Source organism: Streptomyces sp. NBC_01233 (assembly GCF_035989305.1).
In the GTDB taxonomy this organism is placed as follows: domain Bacteria; phylum Actinomycetota; class Actinomycetes; order Streptomycetales; family Streptomycetaceae; genus Streptomyces.
In genome coordinates this window covers 1,259,045-1,274,090 of the sequence record NZ_CP108514.1, presented here as the reverse complement: position 1 = coordinate 1,274,090, position 15,046 = coordinate 1,259,045, and the positions used below count along the sequence as shown (strand labels likewise).

At 73.1% G+C, this 15,046-nt stretch carries 14 protein-coding genes; 11 read left to right on the top strand and 3 right to left on the bottom strand.

All coding sequences use genetic code 11. The features are described 5' to 3' along the window. Nucleotides 1-103: 103 nt before the first annotated feature. Nucleotides 104-1,000, top strand: a complete 897-nt coding sequence (locus tag OG332_RS06265; RefSeq protein ID WP_327412499.1) for an oxygenase MpaB family protein — start codon at nucleotides 104-106, stop codon at nucleotides 998-1,000. 63 nt (nucleotides 1,001-1,063) lie between these two features. On the opposite strand, the gene OG332_RS06260 is transcribed toward OG332_RS06265, so the two are convergent. After that, the gene (locus OG332_RS06260) at nucleotides 1,064-2,620 is read right to left on the bottom strand and encodes a M1 family metallopeptidase (protein ID WP_327412498.1); all 1,557 of its coding nucleotides are present in this window, start codon (nucleotides 2,618-2,620) and stop codon (nucleotides 1,064-1,066) included. 460 nt (nucleotides 2,621-3,080) lie between these two features. Between OG332_RS06260 and OG332_RS06255 the strand changes: the two genes are divergently transcribed. From OG332_RS06255 to OG332_RS06225, 7 genes are all read left to right on the top strand, one after another. Beyond that, complete coding sequence (locus tag OG332_RS06255; protein WP_327412497.1) at nucleotides 3,081-3,251, top strand: hypothetical protein; 171 nt, start codon at nucleotides 3,081-3,083, stop codon at nucleotides 3,249-3,251. Between the two features lie 60 nt (nucleotides 3,252-3,311). After that, nucleotides 3,312-4,175: an SCO6745 family protein gene (locus OG332_RS06250; RefSeq protein ID WP_327412496.1), complete on the top strand. Its 864-nt coding sequence runs from the start codon at nucleotides 3,312-3,314 to the stop codon at nucleotides 4,173-4,175. Nucleotides 4,176-4,259: 84 nt separating this feature from the next. Further along, entirely contained in the window at nucleotides 4,260-6,749 is a 2,490-nt protein-coding gene (locus OG332_RS06245) for a Tex family protein (protein ID WP_327412495.1), read from the top strand. 270 nt (nucleotides 6,750-7,019) lie between these two features. Continuing rightward, the gene (locus OG332_RS06240) at nucleotides 7,020-7,520 is read left to right on the top strand and encodes a hypothetical protein (RefSeq protein WP_327412494.1); all 501 of its coding nucleotides are present in this window, start codon (nucleotides 7,020-7,022) and stop codon (nucleotides 7,518-7,520) included. Then, entirely contained in the window at nucleotides 7,510-8,700 is a 1,191-nt protein-coding gene (locus OG332_RS06235; RefSeq protein WP_327412493.1) for an MAB_1171c family putative transporter, read from the top strand. The genes OG332_RS06240 and OG332_RS06235 overlap by 11 nt, the downstream gene beginning before the upstream one ends. Nucleotides 8,701-8,707: 7 nt before the next feature. Then, nucleotides 8,708-9,499: an SDR family NAD(P)-dependent oxidoreductase gene (locus OG332_RS06230; RefSeq protein ID WP_327412492.1), complete on the top strand. Its 792-nt coding sequence runs from the start codon at nucleotides 8,708-8,710 to the stop codon at nucleotides 9,497-9,499. A 191-nt stretch (nucleotides 9,500-9,690) separates the two neighbouring features. After that, on the top strand, nucleotides 9,691-9,966 hold the full coding sequence (locus OG332_RS06225; protein ID WP_327412491.1) for a hypothetical protein: 276 nt from the start codon (nucleotides 9,691-9,693) through the stop codon (nucleotides 9,964-9,966). Here OG332_RS06225 and OG332_RS06220 read toward each other — a convergent pair. Then, nucleotides 9,953-11,590, bottom strand: a complete 1,638-nt coding sequence (locus tag OG332_RS06220) for an ABC-F family ATP-binding cassette domain-containing protein (protein WP_327412490.1) — start codon at nucleotides 11,588-11,590, stop codon at nucleotides 9,953-9,955. The genes OG332_RS06225 and OG332_RS06220 overlap by 14 nt on opposite strands. A 102-nt stretch (nucleotides 11,591-11,692) precedes the next feature. Here OG332_RS06220 and OG332_RS06215 point away from each other — a divergent pair, with 102 nt between their 5' ends. Together OG332_RS06215 and OG332_RS06210 are read left to right on the top strand one after the other, a co-directional pair. Beyond that, nucleotides 11,693-12,661: a GlxA family transcriptional regulator gene (locus tag OG332_RS06215; RefSeq protein ID WP_327412489.1), complete on the top strand. Its 969-nt coding sequence runs from the start codon at nucleotides 11,693-11,695 to the stop codon at nucleotides 12,659-12,661. Nucleotides 12,662-12,736: 75 nt separating this feature from the next. Next, nucleotides 12,737-13,366: a DJ-1/PfpI family protein gene (locus tag OG332_RS06210; RefSeq protein WP_327412488.1), complete on the top strand. Its 630-nt coding sequence runs from the start codon at nucleotides 12,737-12,739 to the stop codon at nucleotides 13,364-13,366. A 38-nt stretch (nucleotides 13,367-13,404) separates the two neighbouring features. Here the strand turns inward: OG332_RS06210 and OG332_RS06205 are convergent, their stop codons facing one another. Further along, a complete protein-coding gene (locus tag OG332_RS06205; RefSeq protein WP_327412487.1) occupies nucleotides 13,405-14,157 on the bottom strand; it encodes an enoyl-CoA hydratase/isomerase family protein in 753 nt (250 codons plus the stop codon). Nucleotides 14,158-14,233: 76 nt separating this feature from the next. On the opposite strand from OG332_RS06205, the gene OG332_RS06200 reads away from it, so the two are divergent. Next, nucleotides 14,234-14,932, top strand: a complete 699-nt coding sequence (locus OG332_RS06200; RefSeq protein WP_327412486.1) for an HdeD family acid-resistance protein — start codon at nucleotides 14,234-14,236, stop codon at nucleotides 14,930-14,932. Nucleotides 14,933-15,046: the final 114 nt, after the last annotated feature.

Here is a 15,046-nt window from a genome sequence, read left to right as displayed (position 1 = left end):
AGATCGGCTCCGTCATCCAAGCAGCCACGGTTACCTCTGGGTAACACCCGTGCAGAGACATTCTGTCCGTGAGACGGCCGTCCGGTGCTCGCATACTTGTCATATGACGAAGACGGACTCCGCGCACCCCGCCGGACCTGCGACCACGCGCCGCACCGACCCCGAGCCGCCCCCGCCCGGCGGGGTGCTGTGGACCATCGCCGGCGACGTCCGGGCGCTGCTGATGCTGCCCGCCGCCTTCACCCTGCAGGTCGCCCACCCCGCGATCGGGGCCGGCGTCGACCAGTACTCCGTCTTCCGCACCGACCCCTGGGGCCGCGGCGAGCGCTCGCTGCGCTCGGTCCAGCTGTGGGTGTACGGCGGCGAGGAGGCCGCCGAGGAGGGCCGGCGGGTCCGCCGCCTGCACAAGGAGATCCAGGGCACCGACACCCGCGGCCGGCGCTACCACTCCCTCGACCCCGCCTGCTACTCCTGGGTGCACGCCACCGGCTTCCCCGTCTACCTGTACGCCGGGCGCTACCTGCTGCGCCGCTTCACGCCCGCCCAGGAGCGGCAGCTCTACCGGGAGTGGCTGCAGGTGGGCCGGATCCTCGGCATCCACGACCGGGACATGCCGCAGAGCATCGAGGAGTACTGGACGTACTGGGGCCGGATGCTCGCCGAGGAGATCGAGCCCACCAAGGTCGCCCGCGAGCTGGTCGCCACCGATGTGCCGCTGCCCCGGCCCGAGGCCGGTTCCCTCGCCGTACGCGTGCTGCTGCGGCTGACCTGGCCCGTCCTGCGGGCGGCGTTCCTGCACCTGCGGGCCTTCGTCACCGTCGGGTACATGCCGCCCGAGGCGCGGGCCGCGCTCGGGCTGGAGTGGAGCCCGGCCCGGGAGCGCAGGCTCCGCCGGTTCAGCACGGCCGTGCGGCTCCTCGTACCGCTGCTGCCGGAGCGGCTGCGGTACCTGCCGATCGCCTACCGGGCGCGGGCCGCATGGCACGCGGGAGGCCGGTGACGAACCCGGGCGCGCGGCCCCCGCCGGATGCGGGGGCCGCGTGCGGTGCGGGCCGGCGCGGACTCAGTGCCGGTGGCCGGGCTCGGAGCCGTGCTCGGAGCCGTGCTCGGTGTCGTGGATCGTGTTGGTCTGCGCGATCTTCTTCCAGGACTTCGGCTCCGCGGCGGGCTTCGCCGGGGCGGACTGCGCCGAGCGGGCCGCCGGCTTCGCGGCCGCCGGGTTCAGGGCCGAGGCCTCCGGCTTGCCCGGGGTGTAGAGCCAGGTCTCGAACAGCTGGGCCAGCGGCTTGGCGGAGACCTTCTCCGCGTAGCGCACGAAGTCCCCGACCTTGGCGTTGCCGTACGCCCGCTCGGTCGGCCAGCCCTTGAGGATCTGGAAGAACTTCTCGTCGCCGATCTCGTTGCGCAGCGCCTGCAGGGCGATGGCGCCACGGTCGTAGACGGCCCCGTGGAACTGGTTCTCCGGACCCGGGTCACCCGGCTTGACCTGCCAGAACGCGTCCTCGGCCGGGCGCAGCGCGTAGGCCCAGTCGGCGAGCTCCTGCGCGGTCCCCTCGCCCTCCTTCTCCGACCACAGCCACTGGCTGTAGCGGGCGAAGCCCTCGTTGATCCAGATGTCCTTCCAGCCCTCGACGGACACGCTGTCGCCATACCACTGGTGGGCCAGCTCGTGCACGACCACCGAGACGTTGGCGCCGTTCTGGAACTGGCGCGGACCGTAGAACGGCCGCGTCTGGGTCTCCAGCGCGTAGCCGGCGTTCACGTTCGGCACGTAACCGCCGAGCGCGTTGAAGGGGTACGGACCGAACACCCCCTCCAGCCACTCGGTGACCTCGCCGGTGCGCTCCACGCTCGCGCGCGCCGCGCCCGCGTTGTCGCCGAGGTCCTTGCTGTAGGCGTTGACGATCGGCAGCCCGCTCGCCGTCTTGTCGGTGGTGATGTCGAACTTGCCGACGGCGAGGGTGGCGAGGTAGGTCGCCTGCGGCTTGTTGGAGCGCCAGTTGTACCGGGTCCAGCCGAGCCGCGAGGTCTGCGACTGGAGCACGCCGTTGCTGATCGCCTGGGTGCCGTCGGGGACGTTGACGGAGACGTCGAAGGTGGCCTTGTCCAGTGGGTGGTCGTTGCCGGGGAACCACCAGACCGCCGAGTCGGGCTCCTGCGCCGCCACACCGCCGTCGGGCGTGCGCTGCCAGGCCGTCCAGCCGTCCACCTTGAACTCGGAGGGCTTCCCGGCGTACTTGACGACGACGGTCAGCGGGGTGTTGCGCGCCAGGGGCTTCGCCGGGGTGACCTCCAGCTCGTGGGCGCCGGACGTGGCGAACTTCGCCTTGGCGCCGTTGACGCGGATCTCGCTGACCTGAAGGCCGAAGTCGAGGTTGAAGCGGGACAGGTCCTGCTTGGCGGTGGCGAGGAGGGTGGCGGTGCCTTCGAGCAGGTCCGTCTTCGGCTGGTACTGCAGGCGCAGGTCGTAGTGGGACACGTCGTATCCGCCGTTGCCGCTGGCCGGGTAGTAGGGGTCGCCGATACCCGGGGCGCCCGGACCGGCACTCGCCGCCGACGCCGGGATCACCAGCAGCAGGGAAGCGGCGAGCACGCTCGGGGCGATGACTTTGCGGTGCACGAATGACTCCAAGTGGTAGGGGAGGCAGGTCGGTTCCAGGTCTTGTCGCTCGACCGTATTCACCCGTGATCACTCACGTCATGTCCATGGCCCCTGCTGTCACACGATCGCCATTCGGCCGTCACGGTATGGCGGAAGGCCCGGGGCGCACGCCGGGGGCGCCGCGCGCCGGATGCACCGCGCCAGCGGCCCGGCGCAGCCCGGCCGGGGCCCGTGGCCTGCGGCGCAGCCGCCGGCTGCCCACCCCGCCGACGCCCGCGCGGCCCGTGCCGAGGAGGCGGGGAGCGGCGCTGTGACGAGCGGTGTCCGGCGTCGCGGATCGGCCGAATCGAGCCTGAGAACCCGGGAGAAGTCCCGGTCATCCCGGCCGGCGTGCCGGCGGGTCAGTCGTCGAGGAGCCGCCAGGCGGTGAGGGGGGGCCGGAACGATCTCCCTGACCCGGGCCGACGGCAAGCGCCGGATGTCCGTCGCGGTCAACCTCCAGAGGTGGAACGAGCCGGACTCCTCGGGTGAGCCGCAGCACCACCCCATCGACGACGCGCTGAAGGTCCTGTACGGGCAGGCGATGTGCGGTGACGCAGACGCCGGAACCCGGCCGACCGGGGGCGCGGGGGAGGGGTCCACGTGGTGAGACGCGCACCACGGGCGGTGACCCTACCCGGCGTACCAAACAGTCGGTAGCCTGCGGCGCATGACGTTTCCCCTGCTCGCCGCCCGTCGCTGCTGGCACGCCGCGATCAACCCGCTGCATGCAACCGTCTACTTCTCGCCGGAGATCGCCAAGGAATTCGCCGCCCTCGGGATCACCGATCCCGTCGCCGTCAACCTCGCCCACCGCTCGGCCGCGATGGGCGCCGTCGGGGCCGGCGTGGTCACCGCCACCTTCTACAACTACCGCCACGACCTCGTCGCCCGGCACCTGCCCGCCGTCTGGGACACCACCACCCCCGAGGAGGCCCTCGCCGCCCGGCTGCGGGCCGCCGACGGCTCCCTGCGCCGGCTCCTCGGCGCCGAGACCATAGCGTCGCCCGAGCTCGCCGAGGCCGCCGACCTGGCGATGCGCGCCACGGAGGGCTGCACCCGGCACGCCCGCACCCTGTACGCGGCCCACGCAGACCTCCCCGTACCGCAGGAGCCGCACCTGCGCCTGTGGCACGCCACCACCCTGCTGCGCGAGCACCGCGGCGACGGCCACCTCGCCGCCCTGCTCCTGGCGGGCCTCGACCCGGTCGAGGCGCTGGTCAGTCACACCGCCACCGGCAAGGGCATGACGCCGAAGTGGCTCAAGGGCATGCGCGGCTGGGTGCAGGCCGACCTGGACGCCGCGGCCGGCCGGCTGCGCGAGCGCGGCGTGCTCGACGCCGCCGGCGAGCTGACCGAGACGGGCGCCGCCCTGCGCGAACAGCTGGAGAGCGACACCGACCGCCTCGACGCCGCCCCTTACCAGCACCTCGGCGAGGACGGCCTGGCCCGCCTCACCGAGCTCGGCGGCGCCCTCGTGGTCAAGGCCGTGACCGCCGGGGCCTTCCCCGCGGACCTCATGGGCAAGGGCTGACGGACGGGGCTCCCCCCGTCCGTCACCGCCACCTGCCACAATTGGCAGCCTTCCAGTGCAAACGAAGGCAGGCGGGACCCGATCGTGACGATGTCCATCGAAGGCAGGATCGCCGAGGAGCTCGGCGTACGGGAGCGGCAGGTCAAGGCCGCCGTCGAGCTGCTCGACGGCGGCTCCACCGTGCCGTTCATCGCGCGCTACCGCAAGGAAGCGACGGAGATGCTCGACGACGCCCAGCTGCGCACCCTCGAGGAGCGGCTGCGGTATCTGCGCGAGCTGGAGGACCGGCGCGCGGCGATCCTGGACTCCGTACGGGAGCAGGGCAAGCTCGACGCCGAGCTGGAGGCCCGGATCAACGCGGCCGACACCAAGGCGCGGCTGGAGGACATCTACCTCCCCTTCAAGCCGAAGCGGCGCACCAAGGCGCAGATCGCCCGCGAGGCCGGGCTGGAGCCGCTCGCGCAGGGCCTGCTGGCCGACCCGTCGGTGGAACCGGCCGCCGCGGCCGCCGCGTTCGTCGACGCCGACAAGGGCGTCGCCGACCCGGCAGCCGCCCTCGAAGGCGCCCGCGCCATCCTCACCGAGCGGTTCGGCGAGGACGCCGACCTGATCGGCGAGCTGCGCGAGCGCATGTGGGGCCGCGGCCGGCTCGCCGCGAAGGTCCGCGAGGGCAAGGAGGAGGCGGGCGCCAAGTTCGCCGACTACTTCGACTTCGCCGAGCCGTTCACCGCGCTGCCCTCGCACCGCGTCCTCGCCATGCTGCGCGGCGAGAAGGAGGACGTCCTCGACCTCAACCTGGAGCCCGAGGAGCTCGATGACACGGCCACGCCCGGCCCCTCCACGTACGAGGGCATGATCGCCCGCCGCTTCGGGGTGAACGACCGCGGCCGGCCGGGCGACAAGTGGCTGGCCGACACGGTCCGCTGGGCCTGGCGTACGAAGATCCAGGTGCACCTCGGCATCGACCTGCGGATGCGGCTGCGCCAGGCCGCCGAGGACGAGGCCGTACGGGTCTTCGCGTCGAACCTGCGCGACCTGCTGCTCGCGGCGCCCGCCGGCACCCGGGCCACGCTCGGCCTGGACCCGGGCTTCCGTACCGGTGTGAAGGTCGCCGTCGTGGACGCCACGGGCAAGGTCGTGGCCACGGACGTGATCTACCCGCACGTGCCCGCCAACAAGTGGGACGAGTCCCTCGCCAAGCTGGCCCGCCTCGCGAAGGAGCACGCGGTCGAGCTGGTCGCCATCGGCAACGGCACGGCCTCCCGCGAGACCGACAAGCTCGCCGGGGACCTCATCACGCGCCACCCCGAGCTGGGGCTCACCAAGGTGATGGTCTCGGAGGCGGGCGCCTCCGTGTACTCGGCCTCGGCCTTCGCCTCGCAGGAACTGCCCGGCATGGACGTGTCGCTGCGCGGCGCCGTCTCCATCGCCCGCCGCCTGCAGGACCCGCTCGCCGAGCTGGTCAAGATCGACCCGAAGTCGATCGGTGTCGGCCAGTACCAGCACGACCTCTCCGAGGTGAAGCTCTCGCGCTCGCTCGACGCGGTGGTCGAGGACTGCGTGAACGGCGTCGGCGTGGACGTCAACACCGCCTCCGCGCCGCTGCTTTCGCGCGTCTCGGGCATCAGCGGCGGCCTCGCCGAGAACATCGTGGCCCACCGCGACGCCAACGGCCCCTTCCGCAACCGCAAGGGGCTCAAGGACGTGGCCCGCCTCGGCCCGAAGGCGTACGAGCAGTGCGCGGGCTTCCTGCGGATCCGCGGCGGGGACGACCCGCTGGACTCCTCCGCCGTGCACCCCGAGGCGTACCCGGTGGTCCGGGCCATGGGGAAGACGGCCGGCGGCGAGGTCGCGGCCCTGGTCGGCAACACCGCCGTCCTGCGGTCCCTGCGCCCCGAGCAGTTCGTCACCGAGGCCTTCGGACTGCCGACGGTCACCGACATCCTGCGCGAGCTGGAGAAGCCGGGCCGAGACCCGCGTCCCGCCTTCAAGACCGCCACCTTCAAGGAGGGCGTGGAGAAGATCGGCGACCTGGCCCCCGGGATGATCCTGGAGGGCGTGGTCACCAATGTGGCCGCCTTCGGCGCCTTCATCGACATCGGCGTCCACCAGGACGGCCTGGCGCACGTCTCGGCGCTGTCGAAGACCTTCGTCAAGGACCCGCGGGACGTGGTCAAGCCGGGCGACATCGTCCGCGTGAAGGTCATGGACGTGGACATCCCGCGCAAGCGGATCTCGCTGACCCTGCGGCTGGAGGACGAGGCCGGGGCGGAGCGCGGCGCGGGAGCCCCCAGGCAGCGCGAGGACCGGCGGGGCGGCGGCTCCGGCGGCGGCCGTCCCCCGCAGCAGCGTGGCGGGGGCGGCGGCGCCCGCGAGGGCGGCAGGAGCCAGGGCGAGCGCGGCCAGGGCGGCCAGCGTCAGGGGCAGGGCCAGGGCGGTCAGGGCCAGGGCGGTCAGGGCGGTCAGGGCCGGCGCCAGGGCGGCGGTGGTGCCCCCGCCCCCGCGAACAGCGCGATGGCGGACGCGCTGCGCCGCGCGGGCCTCACGGCCCCCGAGGAGGGCCGCAAGCGGTAGGCACGTCAGGGGCGGCTTGCAGCCACCCGGCGCGTCAGGGTCTTCGTACGCAGTGGCCGAATAGGTTCCCCACCTGGGGACTTTCCTTGCCAACTCGCGTACAAGATCTGTAGGCATGGTGGAACGCCCGTTCGTCATCCGGCGGACGGGCTTCCGTGTTCCCCCTCAGGACCCGCATTCCCCGAGGCCGCCTTGAAGGCACAGGACGTCATGCCCATGCCCACGCACGCCTACCGACGCTGCCCCGGAAAGGGTCCGAAGAGGGATCACATGTCCCACCGGCAACTCAGCATTCGTAAAAGGTGCGAGAACATTCTCGGCCATCTGGATCTGACCCACCCGTTCTCCCTCGACGTGCTGTGCAACCGGATAGCCGAGCAGCGCGGCCGCCCCATCCGCCTCCACCCGCTCCCCAAGGAGGCGGCGGAGTCCGGAGTGTGCGGACTGTGGGTGGGCACGGCGAGCGTCGACTACGTCTTCTACGAGGCGCAGACCACCCCGCTGCACCGGGAGCACATCGTCCTCCACGAGCTCGGCCACATCCTCTTCGGACACCACTCGCTGGAGGGCGAGGAGACCGACGGCGACGCCCCCACCGTGCTCGGGCGCACCAACTACACCACCCGCCAGGAGCAGGAGGCGGAGATGCTCGCGAGCATGATCCGCATCCGCACGGTGAACGCCGGCCCGCGCCCGGCGGACCGGGACCGGGGCACCCTGGCCCGGCTGGAGTCGGCCATGGGCTACGAGTGGGGCAACGATGGGAGCTGACCTCACCGCCTTCGGCAACTGGCTCGCCGTCCCCAGCGTGGTGTGCCTGTGGGCCGCCGTCCTGCTCCGCGCCCCCGGAGCCCTGCGCTCACCCCAGCAGCGCGGCCTGTGGCTGGCCGTCGCCACCGCCGCCGCCGCGATGACCCTGAACCTCCCGGACCTGGTCGCCTACGCGATGAACCGCGGGGCGGGCTACGCCCACACCATCGGCCTCGTCCGCAACCTCATCGGCGTGCTGTCGGCGGGCGCCGTGCTCTACTTCGTCGCCGCCACCACCCGTGGCCGCCGGCTCCAACTCGCCTCCTGGATGGCCACGGTGGCGTGGCTGGGCGCGCTCCTGGCCCTGGACGCGGCCGCACCCGGCCACGGGACCCACACCATGCCACCGGTCGGCGACCCGGTGCCCTCCCTCGCGTACTGGCTGGTGCTGATCTCCGCCCACGTCATCGCCAACACCGTCTGCGTGTCCCTGTGCTGGCGCTACAGCCGGCGCACCGAGAGCCGGGGCCTTGCCGCCGGACTGCGCCTGTTCGGCCTCGGTACCGCCCTCGCCGGACTGTTCTGGCTGGCGTACCTGCTCAAGGCCCTGTTCGGCAGCACCTGGGCGATGCCCGCCCTCCCGCTGCTGATGAACCTGCACGGCCTGCTGCGCGCCGCCGCGATCCTCGTGCCCACCCTCTTCACCCTCCGCCGCACCGCCGCCGACACCGCCACCGCCTGGCGGCTGTGGCCGCTCTGGCGCGACCTGGTCGAAGCAGTCCCGCACGTGGCCCTCAACAAGCCGCGCGCCGGGCGGGTGGTGGAGCTGCTGTGGCCGCCGGTCCCGCGCAACCTGCTGGTGTACCGCAAGGTCATCGAGACGCGCGACGCGATCCTGATCCTGGGGGAGTACGCGGCCCCGGGCGCCCTGGAGCGTGCCCGCGGCCAGGCCGCCGGACAGGGGGTCCCCGAACAGCGGCGCACCGCGGCCGCGCTGGCCCGCGTACTGCAGGAGGCGCGCCGGGCGAAGCTCGACGGACTGCCCGGGCAGCAGGGCGAGGCCGCCGCGCTGGAGCTGCCCGCCTCGATCCACACCTCCCGGGAGGGCGGGGACCTGGCGGACGAGGCCCGGTTCCTCGTCGACGTCGCCCAGGCGTACGCCGCGCCCGCCACCACCACCTCTGCCCGCACGAGGAAGTGAAGCCGTCTTGACGACCGCAGGAACCACCGTACTGATCACCGGGGCGAGCGCCGGACTGGGCGCGGCCTTCGCCCGCGGCTTCGCGGCCAAGGGCTGCGACCTGGTCCTCGTCGCCCGCGACAAGGAGCGGCTCGAGGACGTCGCCGGGCAACTGGGCCGCGAGTACGGCACCGTGTGCGAGGTGCTGCCCGCCGACCTGCTCGATCCGGGGGACTGCGCGGCGGTCGCCGAGCGGCTCGCCGACCGGTCCAGGCCCGTGGACATGCTGGTCAACAACGCGGGATTCGGGCTGCCCGCGCCCTTCCCGTACAGCCCGGTCCAGGACGAGGAGCGGATGCTCGACCTGCTCGTGAAGGTCCCGCTGCGACTCACTCACGCCGTCCTGCCGGGCCTGCGAGAGCGCCGCCGCGGCGCGGTCCTCAACGTCTCCTCGGTGGCGGGGCTCCTGCCGACCGGCACCTACGGGGCCGCCAAGGCCTGGATCACCGCCTTCAGCGAGTCGCTCCGGGTGGACATGGAGCCGTACGGGGTCCGGGTCCTGGCGGTGGTCCCCGGCTTCACCCGCACCGAGTTCCAGGAGCGCGCCGGCATGGACGTCAGCGCGCTGCGCGACGCGGTGTGGCTGGAACCGGAGGCCGTGGTCGCCCGGGCGCTGAAGGACCTGGCCCTGCGCCGCCCGGTCAGCATCACCGGCCGCCGCTACCGGGCGTACGCCCTGGCGGCCCGGCACCTCCCGCGCACGTTCGTGGCCCGCAGGATGGCCCGCACCCGCCGGGCCCCGGCGGACCAGGCCGGATAACCCCGCCCGTGGACCGGGCCCGCGGGCACTGAGGTCCGGCCTCCCGGTCATCGAGGTCTACGAACTCGCGGCAGGCACGTACCACTTGCGGGGGGCCGCCCTCGCGGTGCGCGACGCTCGGCATCCCGCGCCGGGACGCGGAGCAGAGACTGCGGGGACTCGACGAGCGCGGCGAGCGGATACGCGGCCTGGTGTGCGAGGCCGTGGACGCCCCGGACGGCGTCTCCAGTGGGTTTGCCGTCGGCACCGTCCGGCAGCTGTCCACCGGCCGCCCGCCCGAGGCGTTCGCGACGCTCGTGCGCGTGCCGGTCCGGGAGCGCGGCGACCCGGTCCGCCCCCGGGCGGAGCCGGGCACGGCGGGCGAGCTGCTCGCCGCATGGCTGCCGCCCGGCGACGAGGAGGCCGCCGGGCGGGTGCGCGGGGCACGCGAGCGGTGTGCCCGCGCGGCCGCCGCTACAGCTCGGTGACCTTGCCGTCCTCGACCCGGAGGCGGCGGGTCACCGAGACCGCGTCGAGCATGCGGCGGTCGTGGGTGACCAGGAGGAGGGTGCCCTCGTAGGCGTCGAGGGCGGACTCCAGCTGCTCGATCGCCGGGAGGTCGAGGTGGTTGGTGGGCTCGTCGAGGACCAGCAGGTTCACCCCGCGGCCCTGGAGCAGGGCCAGCGCGGCGCGGGTGCGCTCGCCGGGGGAGAGGGTGGCCGCGGGGCGCAGCACGTGGGCCGCCTTGAGGCCGAACTTGGCCAGCAGGGTGCGCACTTCGGCCGGTTCGGTCTCCGGGACCGCCGCGCAGAAGGCCTCCAGCAGCGGTTCGTCGCCGAGGAACAGGCCGCGGGCCTGGTCCACTTCGCCGACCAGGACGCCGGAGCCGAGGGTGGCGGAGCCCGAGTCCGGGGTCAGCCGGCCCAACAGGACCGCGAGGAGGGTGGACTTGCCGGCGCCGTTGGCCCCGGTGATCGCCACCCGGTCCGCCCAGTCGATCTGCAGGCTGGCCGGGCCGAAGGTGAAGCCGCCCCGCTTGACGGCCGCTTCGCGCAGGGTGGCCACGACCGAGCCGGAGCGCGGGGCCGCCGCGATCTCCATGCGCAGCTCCCACTCCTTGCGGGGCTCGTCCACGACCTCCAGCCGCTCGATCGCGCGCTGCGTCTGGCGGGCCTTGGCGGCCTGCTTCTCGCTGGACTCGCCGCGCAGGTTCTTGCCGATCTTGTCGTTGTCGGAGGCCTTGCGGCGGGCGTTGCGCACGCCCTTGTCCATCCAGTTGCGCTGCATCTGGGCCCGGCCCTCCAGGGCCGACTTCTTGCCCGCGTACTCCTCGAACTCCTCGCGGGCGTGGTCGCGGGCGCGATCGCGCTCCTCCAGGTACGCGTCGTAGCCGCCGCCGTAGAGGTTGATCTGCTGCTGGGCCAGGTCGAGTTCGAGGACCTTGGTGACGGTCCGCGTCAGGAACTCGCGGTCGTGGCTGATGACGACCGTGCCCGCGCGCAGCCCCTTGACGAACCGCTCCAGCCGCTCCAGACCGTCCAGGTCCAGGTCGTTGGTGGGCTCGTCGAGGAGGAAGACGTCGTAGCGGGAGAGCAGCAGCGAGGCGAGGCCCGCGCGGGCCGCCTGGCCGCCCGAGAGCGCCGTCATGGGCAGGTCCAGGCCCACCATGGGACCGAGCTCGGCGGCGACCTCCTCCGCCCGCTCGTCGAGATCGGCGCCGCCGAGGTCCAGCCACCGGTCCAGCGCGGTCGCGTACGCGTCGTCCGCGCCCGGCGTGCCGTCCACCAGCCCCTGCGTCGCCGCGTCGAGCTCCGCCTGCGCGGCGGCCACGCCCGTACGGCGGGCCAGGAAGTCCCGGACCGACTCGGACGGCCGGCGCTCCGGCTCCTGCGGGAGGTGGCCGACGGCGGCGGTCGGCGGGGAGAGCCGCAGCTCCCCGGTCTCGGGGGTGTCCAGCCCGGCGAGCAGGCGCAGCAGGGTGGACTTCCCGGCGCCGTTCACGCCGACGAGGCCGATGACGTCACCGGGGGCGACGACGAGGTCGAGATCGGCGAAGAGCGTGCGCTCACCGTGCGCGGCGGTGAGCTTCTTGGCGACGAGGGTTGCAGTCATGATGTGCCGATCCTATCCGGGCGGGCGGACGTCCCCCGGATGGCCGAATAGGTGGGAAGCACGTCATTGCGGCCATCGGGGCCCGCGTCACACCATGGGGTCATGTCGTTGCGAAACGTGCTCGTCGTCCTCTACGACGGGGTGCAGAGCCTGGACGTGACCGGCCCCGTGGAGGTGTTCGCGGCCGTGGCCGGGTTCCCGGCGCTGCCCGGGTACACGATCGGCACGGTGTCGCCGGGAGGTGCGCCGGTCCGTACGAGCAGCGGGCTGACGCTGGTGCCGGACGGAGACCTGGAGAGCGCCCGGCCGGGCACCGGGACCACACTGCTGGTGCCCGGGGGCCGGTACACGGGCGACTTCGAGCCGCGGCTCACCGACTGGCTGCGCACCTACGGGGGTGGGGCGGAGCGGCTCGTGTCCGTGTGCACGGGCGGACTGCTGCTGGCCGAGGCCGGGCTGCTGGACGGGCGGCGGGCGACGACGCACTGGTACGTGTGCGAGCAGATGGCGCGCGACTACCCGGCCGTGGAAGTGGAGCCCGACCCCATCTACGTGCGGGACGGACCGGTGGCCACCTCGGCCGGGGTCACGGCCGGGATCGACCTCGCGCTCGCGCTGGTGGAGGAGGACCACGGGAAGGACGTCGCTCTGACGATCGCCCGGCATCTGGTGGTGTTCCTGCACAGGCCGGGCAACCAGGCACAGTTCAGCGCGCAGCTGGCGGCCCAGACGGCCCGGCGGGAGCCGCTGCGGGACGTGCAGCAGTGGATCACCGAACATCCGGACGGCGACCTCAGCGTCGAGGCGCTCGCCGCACGGGCCCGTCTCTCCCCGCGCCACTTCGCCCGGTCCTTCCAGACGGAGACCGGGGTGACCCCGGGGCGGTACGTGGAGCGGGTGCGGGTGGAGCACGCCCGGCGCCTGCTGGAGGAGGGCTCCTCGGGCATCGCCCAGGTCGCCCGCGCCTGCGGGTACGGCACGCCGGAGGCCCTGCGCCGGGCCTTCGTGAAGACGCTGGGCCAGCCCCCGACGGAATACCGCCGCCGGTTCGGGGCACCCCGGGCCCCTTAGCCGGCCGGCCGGCCGGACAGACAGTCCAGACAGTCCAGACAGAGAACGCATACCCACCACCGCTCCGGAGGAGCCATGCAGATCGCCGTACTGCTCTACGACCGCTTCACCGCCCTCGACGCCATCGGGCCCTTCGACACGCTCGGGCGGCTGCCGGACGCCGAGGTCGTGTTCGTGTCCGAGCGCCCCGGGCCCGTGCGGACGGACAACGGGTCGCTCGCGCTCGTCGCCGACAAGGCGCTCGGCGAGGTGACCCGGCCCGACATCGTCATCGTGCCCGGCGGGCCCCACCCGGAGGTGGAGATGAAGAACCCCGCCGTACTGGAGTGGCTGAAGGCCGTCGACGCCACCAGCACGTGGACCACGTCCGTGTGCACCGGATCGCTGCTGCTCGCCGCCGCCGGGCTGCTCGACGGGAGGCGGGCGGCCGGCCACTGGCTGTTCCTCGACCAGCTGCCGCGGTTCGGGGCCGAGCCCACCGGGGAGCGGGTCGTCTTCGACGGGAAGTACGTCACCGCGGCCGGGGTGTCCTCCGGGATCGACATGGGCCTCACCCTGCTCGGCAGGATCGCGGGGGACGAGGTCGCCCAGACCGTCCAGCTGATGACCGAGTACGACCCCCAGCCGCCCTATGACGCCGGTTCGCCGCAGAAGGCGCCCGCCGAGCTGGTCGCCCGGCTGCGGGCGCACAGCCCGCTGGTGTAGGCCGGGGCGTCACCGGCGCAGGTCGGGGCGTCACCGCCTCACGTCGTCCAGGTGAAGCGGGGGGCCCGGCGCTCCAGGAACGCGGCGACGCCCTCCGCGGCGTCGTCGCTCACCGCCGCCCGGGCGTCCCAGTGCCCGTCCCGGTCCGTCCGGCCGTCCGCGAACTCCTTGGCCGCAGCCTGCGTCAGCTGCGAGCGCGAGGCGAGGATCCGGGTGAACTCGGCGACCCTCTTGTCCAGCTGCCCGGCCGGCAGCAGCTCGTTCAGGAACCCGGCGCGCAGCGCCTGGTCCGCGCCGATCAACTCCGCCGAGAAGAGGAGGTACTTGGCCCAGGCCGGGCCGACCAGGGAGGCCAGCCTCCGGGTGGAGGAGGCCGGGTAGACGATGCCCAGCTTCGCCGGGGTCACCCCGAAGGAGGCACCCTCCTCCGCGAAGCGCAGGTCGCAGGCCGCCGCCAGCTGGCTCCCGCCGCCGACGCAGAACCCGCGGACGGCCGCCAGCGTCGGCTTGGGGAAGGCGGCCAGGGCCTCCTCCGCCGTCACGGCGAGGGCCCTCGGGTCCTCGTCCCCGGTCAGCGAGGAGATGTCGGCGCCCGCGCAGAAGGTCGGTCCGGCTCCGGTCAGGACGAGCGCCCGTACCGCCGGGTCGCGCGCCAGGCCCGTCAGCAGCTCCGGGAGCGCCCGCCACATCGAGGCGGTCATGGCGTTGCGCTTGGCGGGGTGCGAGATGACGACGGTGGCGACCCCGTCGGCGACCGTGTGCAGGAGGGTGGCGTCGAGGTCTGCGTCCATGCGCCGGATGCTATCCCGGGCGGCCAAACCTATGATCAAGGGAGTCGTCCGGGGGGTGCGAGGAGGTGGCGCGTCCATGGGAACGGACCGTGCAGACCGTACCGAGGCCGAGGCCGAGGCCGGGGGCCGGGAACCGCAGAGGGAGAAGCAGAAGCTCAGCCGCAGTTACGGGCTGCTGGCGCTGCTCGGGGTGATCCTCGTACTGGCCGGTCTGGTGGGCCTCGTCTACACCGGCCTGGCGACGCTCACCTCGATGTTCCTCTTCGGCTGGCTGCTGCTGATCGGCGGCGCGGTGGGTCTGCTGCAGGCCGTGCAGTCGCGCAAGAGCAACTACTTCTGGCTCGCCGTCGTCGTCGCCGCGATCAATCTCGCGGCGGGATTCGTGATCCTGCGCCGGCCCGAGGCGAGCGCCGAGGCACTGACCATGTTCGCCGCACTGCTCTTCCTGACCGGCGGGCTGTTCCGGCTGGTCGGAGCGCTGGTGGTGCGCGGACCGCACTTCGGGCTCGCGCTCGTCCAGGGCGCGTTCGGGGTCCTGCTGGGGATCCTGATCCTCTCCAACTGGCCCGGCAACAGTCTGTACGTGATCGGAACCTTCTTCTCCCTCGCCCTCCTGTTCGACGGCCTGAGCCTGATCGCCCTGGGCACGGGGGCCCGGCGCATCCTGGGCTTGGTCAGGGAAGACGAGGAGCCGCGGGAGGAGGCCGCGGCGGACGGGGCCGGGGAGTCGGCCGCGAAGCGCCCCACAGAAGATCAGGAACAGTCGAACAACTGACTCTGTCATACGCCAGTGGTCAGAATGTGTCCGATTGACGCTGACTTCTGGTCAGCAGTCCGGTCCGGATCTGCCCGTTCCCCACTCTTGACGCGTGGAGACGATCGAGCGTGA

Coding starts and splice junctions, on each gene's coding strand:
- OG332_RS06265 (WP_327412499.1), top strand. CDS start 104: ATGACGAAGACGGACTCCGCGCACCCCGCCGGACCTGCGACCACGCGC.
- OG332_RS06255 (WP_327412497.1), top strand. CDS start 3,081: ATGTCCGTCGCGGTCAACCTCCAGAGGTGGAACGAGCCGGACTCCTCG.
- OG332_RS06250 (WP_327412496.1), top strand. CDS start 3,312: ATGACGTTTCCCCTGCTCGCCGCCCGTCGCTGCTGGCACGCCGCGATC.
- OG332_RS06240 (WP_327412494.1), top strand. CDS start 7,020: ATGTCCCACCGGCAACTCAGCATTCGTAAAAGGTGCGAGAACATTCTC.
- OG332_RS06235 (WP_327412493.1), top strand. CDS start 7,510: ATGGGAGCTGACCTCACCGCCTTCGGCAACTGGCTCGCCGTCCCCAGC.
- OG332_RS06220 (WP_327412490.1), bottom strand. CDS start 11,590: ATGACTGCAACCCTCGTCGCCAAGAAGCTCACCGCCGCGCACGGTGAG.
- OG332_RS06215 (WP_327412489.1), top strand. CDS start 11,693: ATGTCGTTGCGAAACGTGCTCGTCGTCCTCTACGACGGGGTGCAGAGC.
- OG332_RS06210 (WP_327412488.1), top strand. CDS start 12,737: ATGCAGATCGCCGTACTGCTCTACGACCGCTTCACCGCCCTCGACGCC.
- OG332_RS06205 (WP_327412487.1), bottom strand. CDS start 14,157: ATGGACGCAGACCTCGACGCCACCCTCCTGCACACGGTCGCCGACGGG.
- OG332_RS06200 (WP_327412486.1), top strand. CDS start 14,234: ATGGGAACGGACCGTGCAGACCGTACCGAGGCCGAGGCCGAGGCCGGG.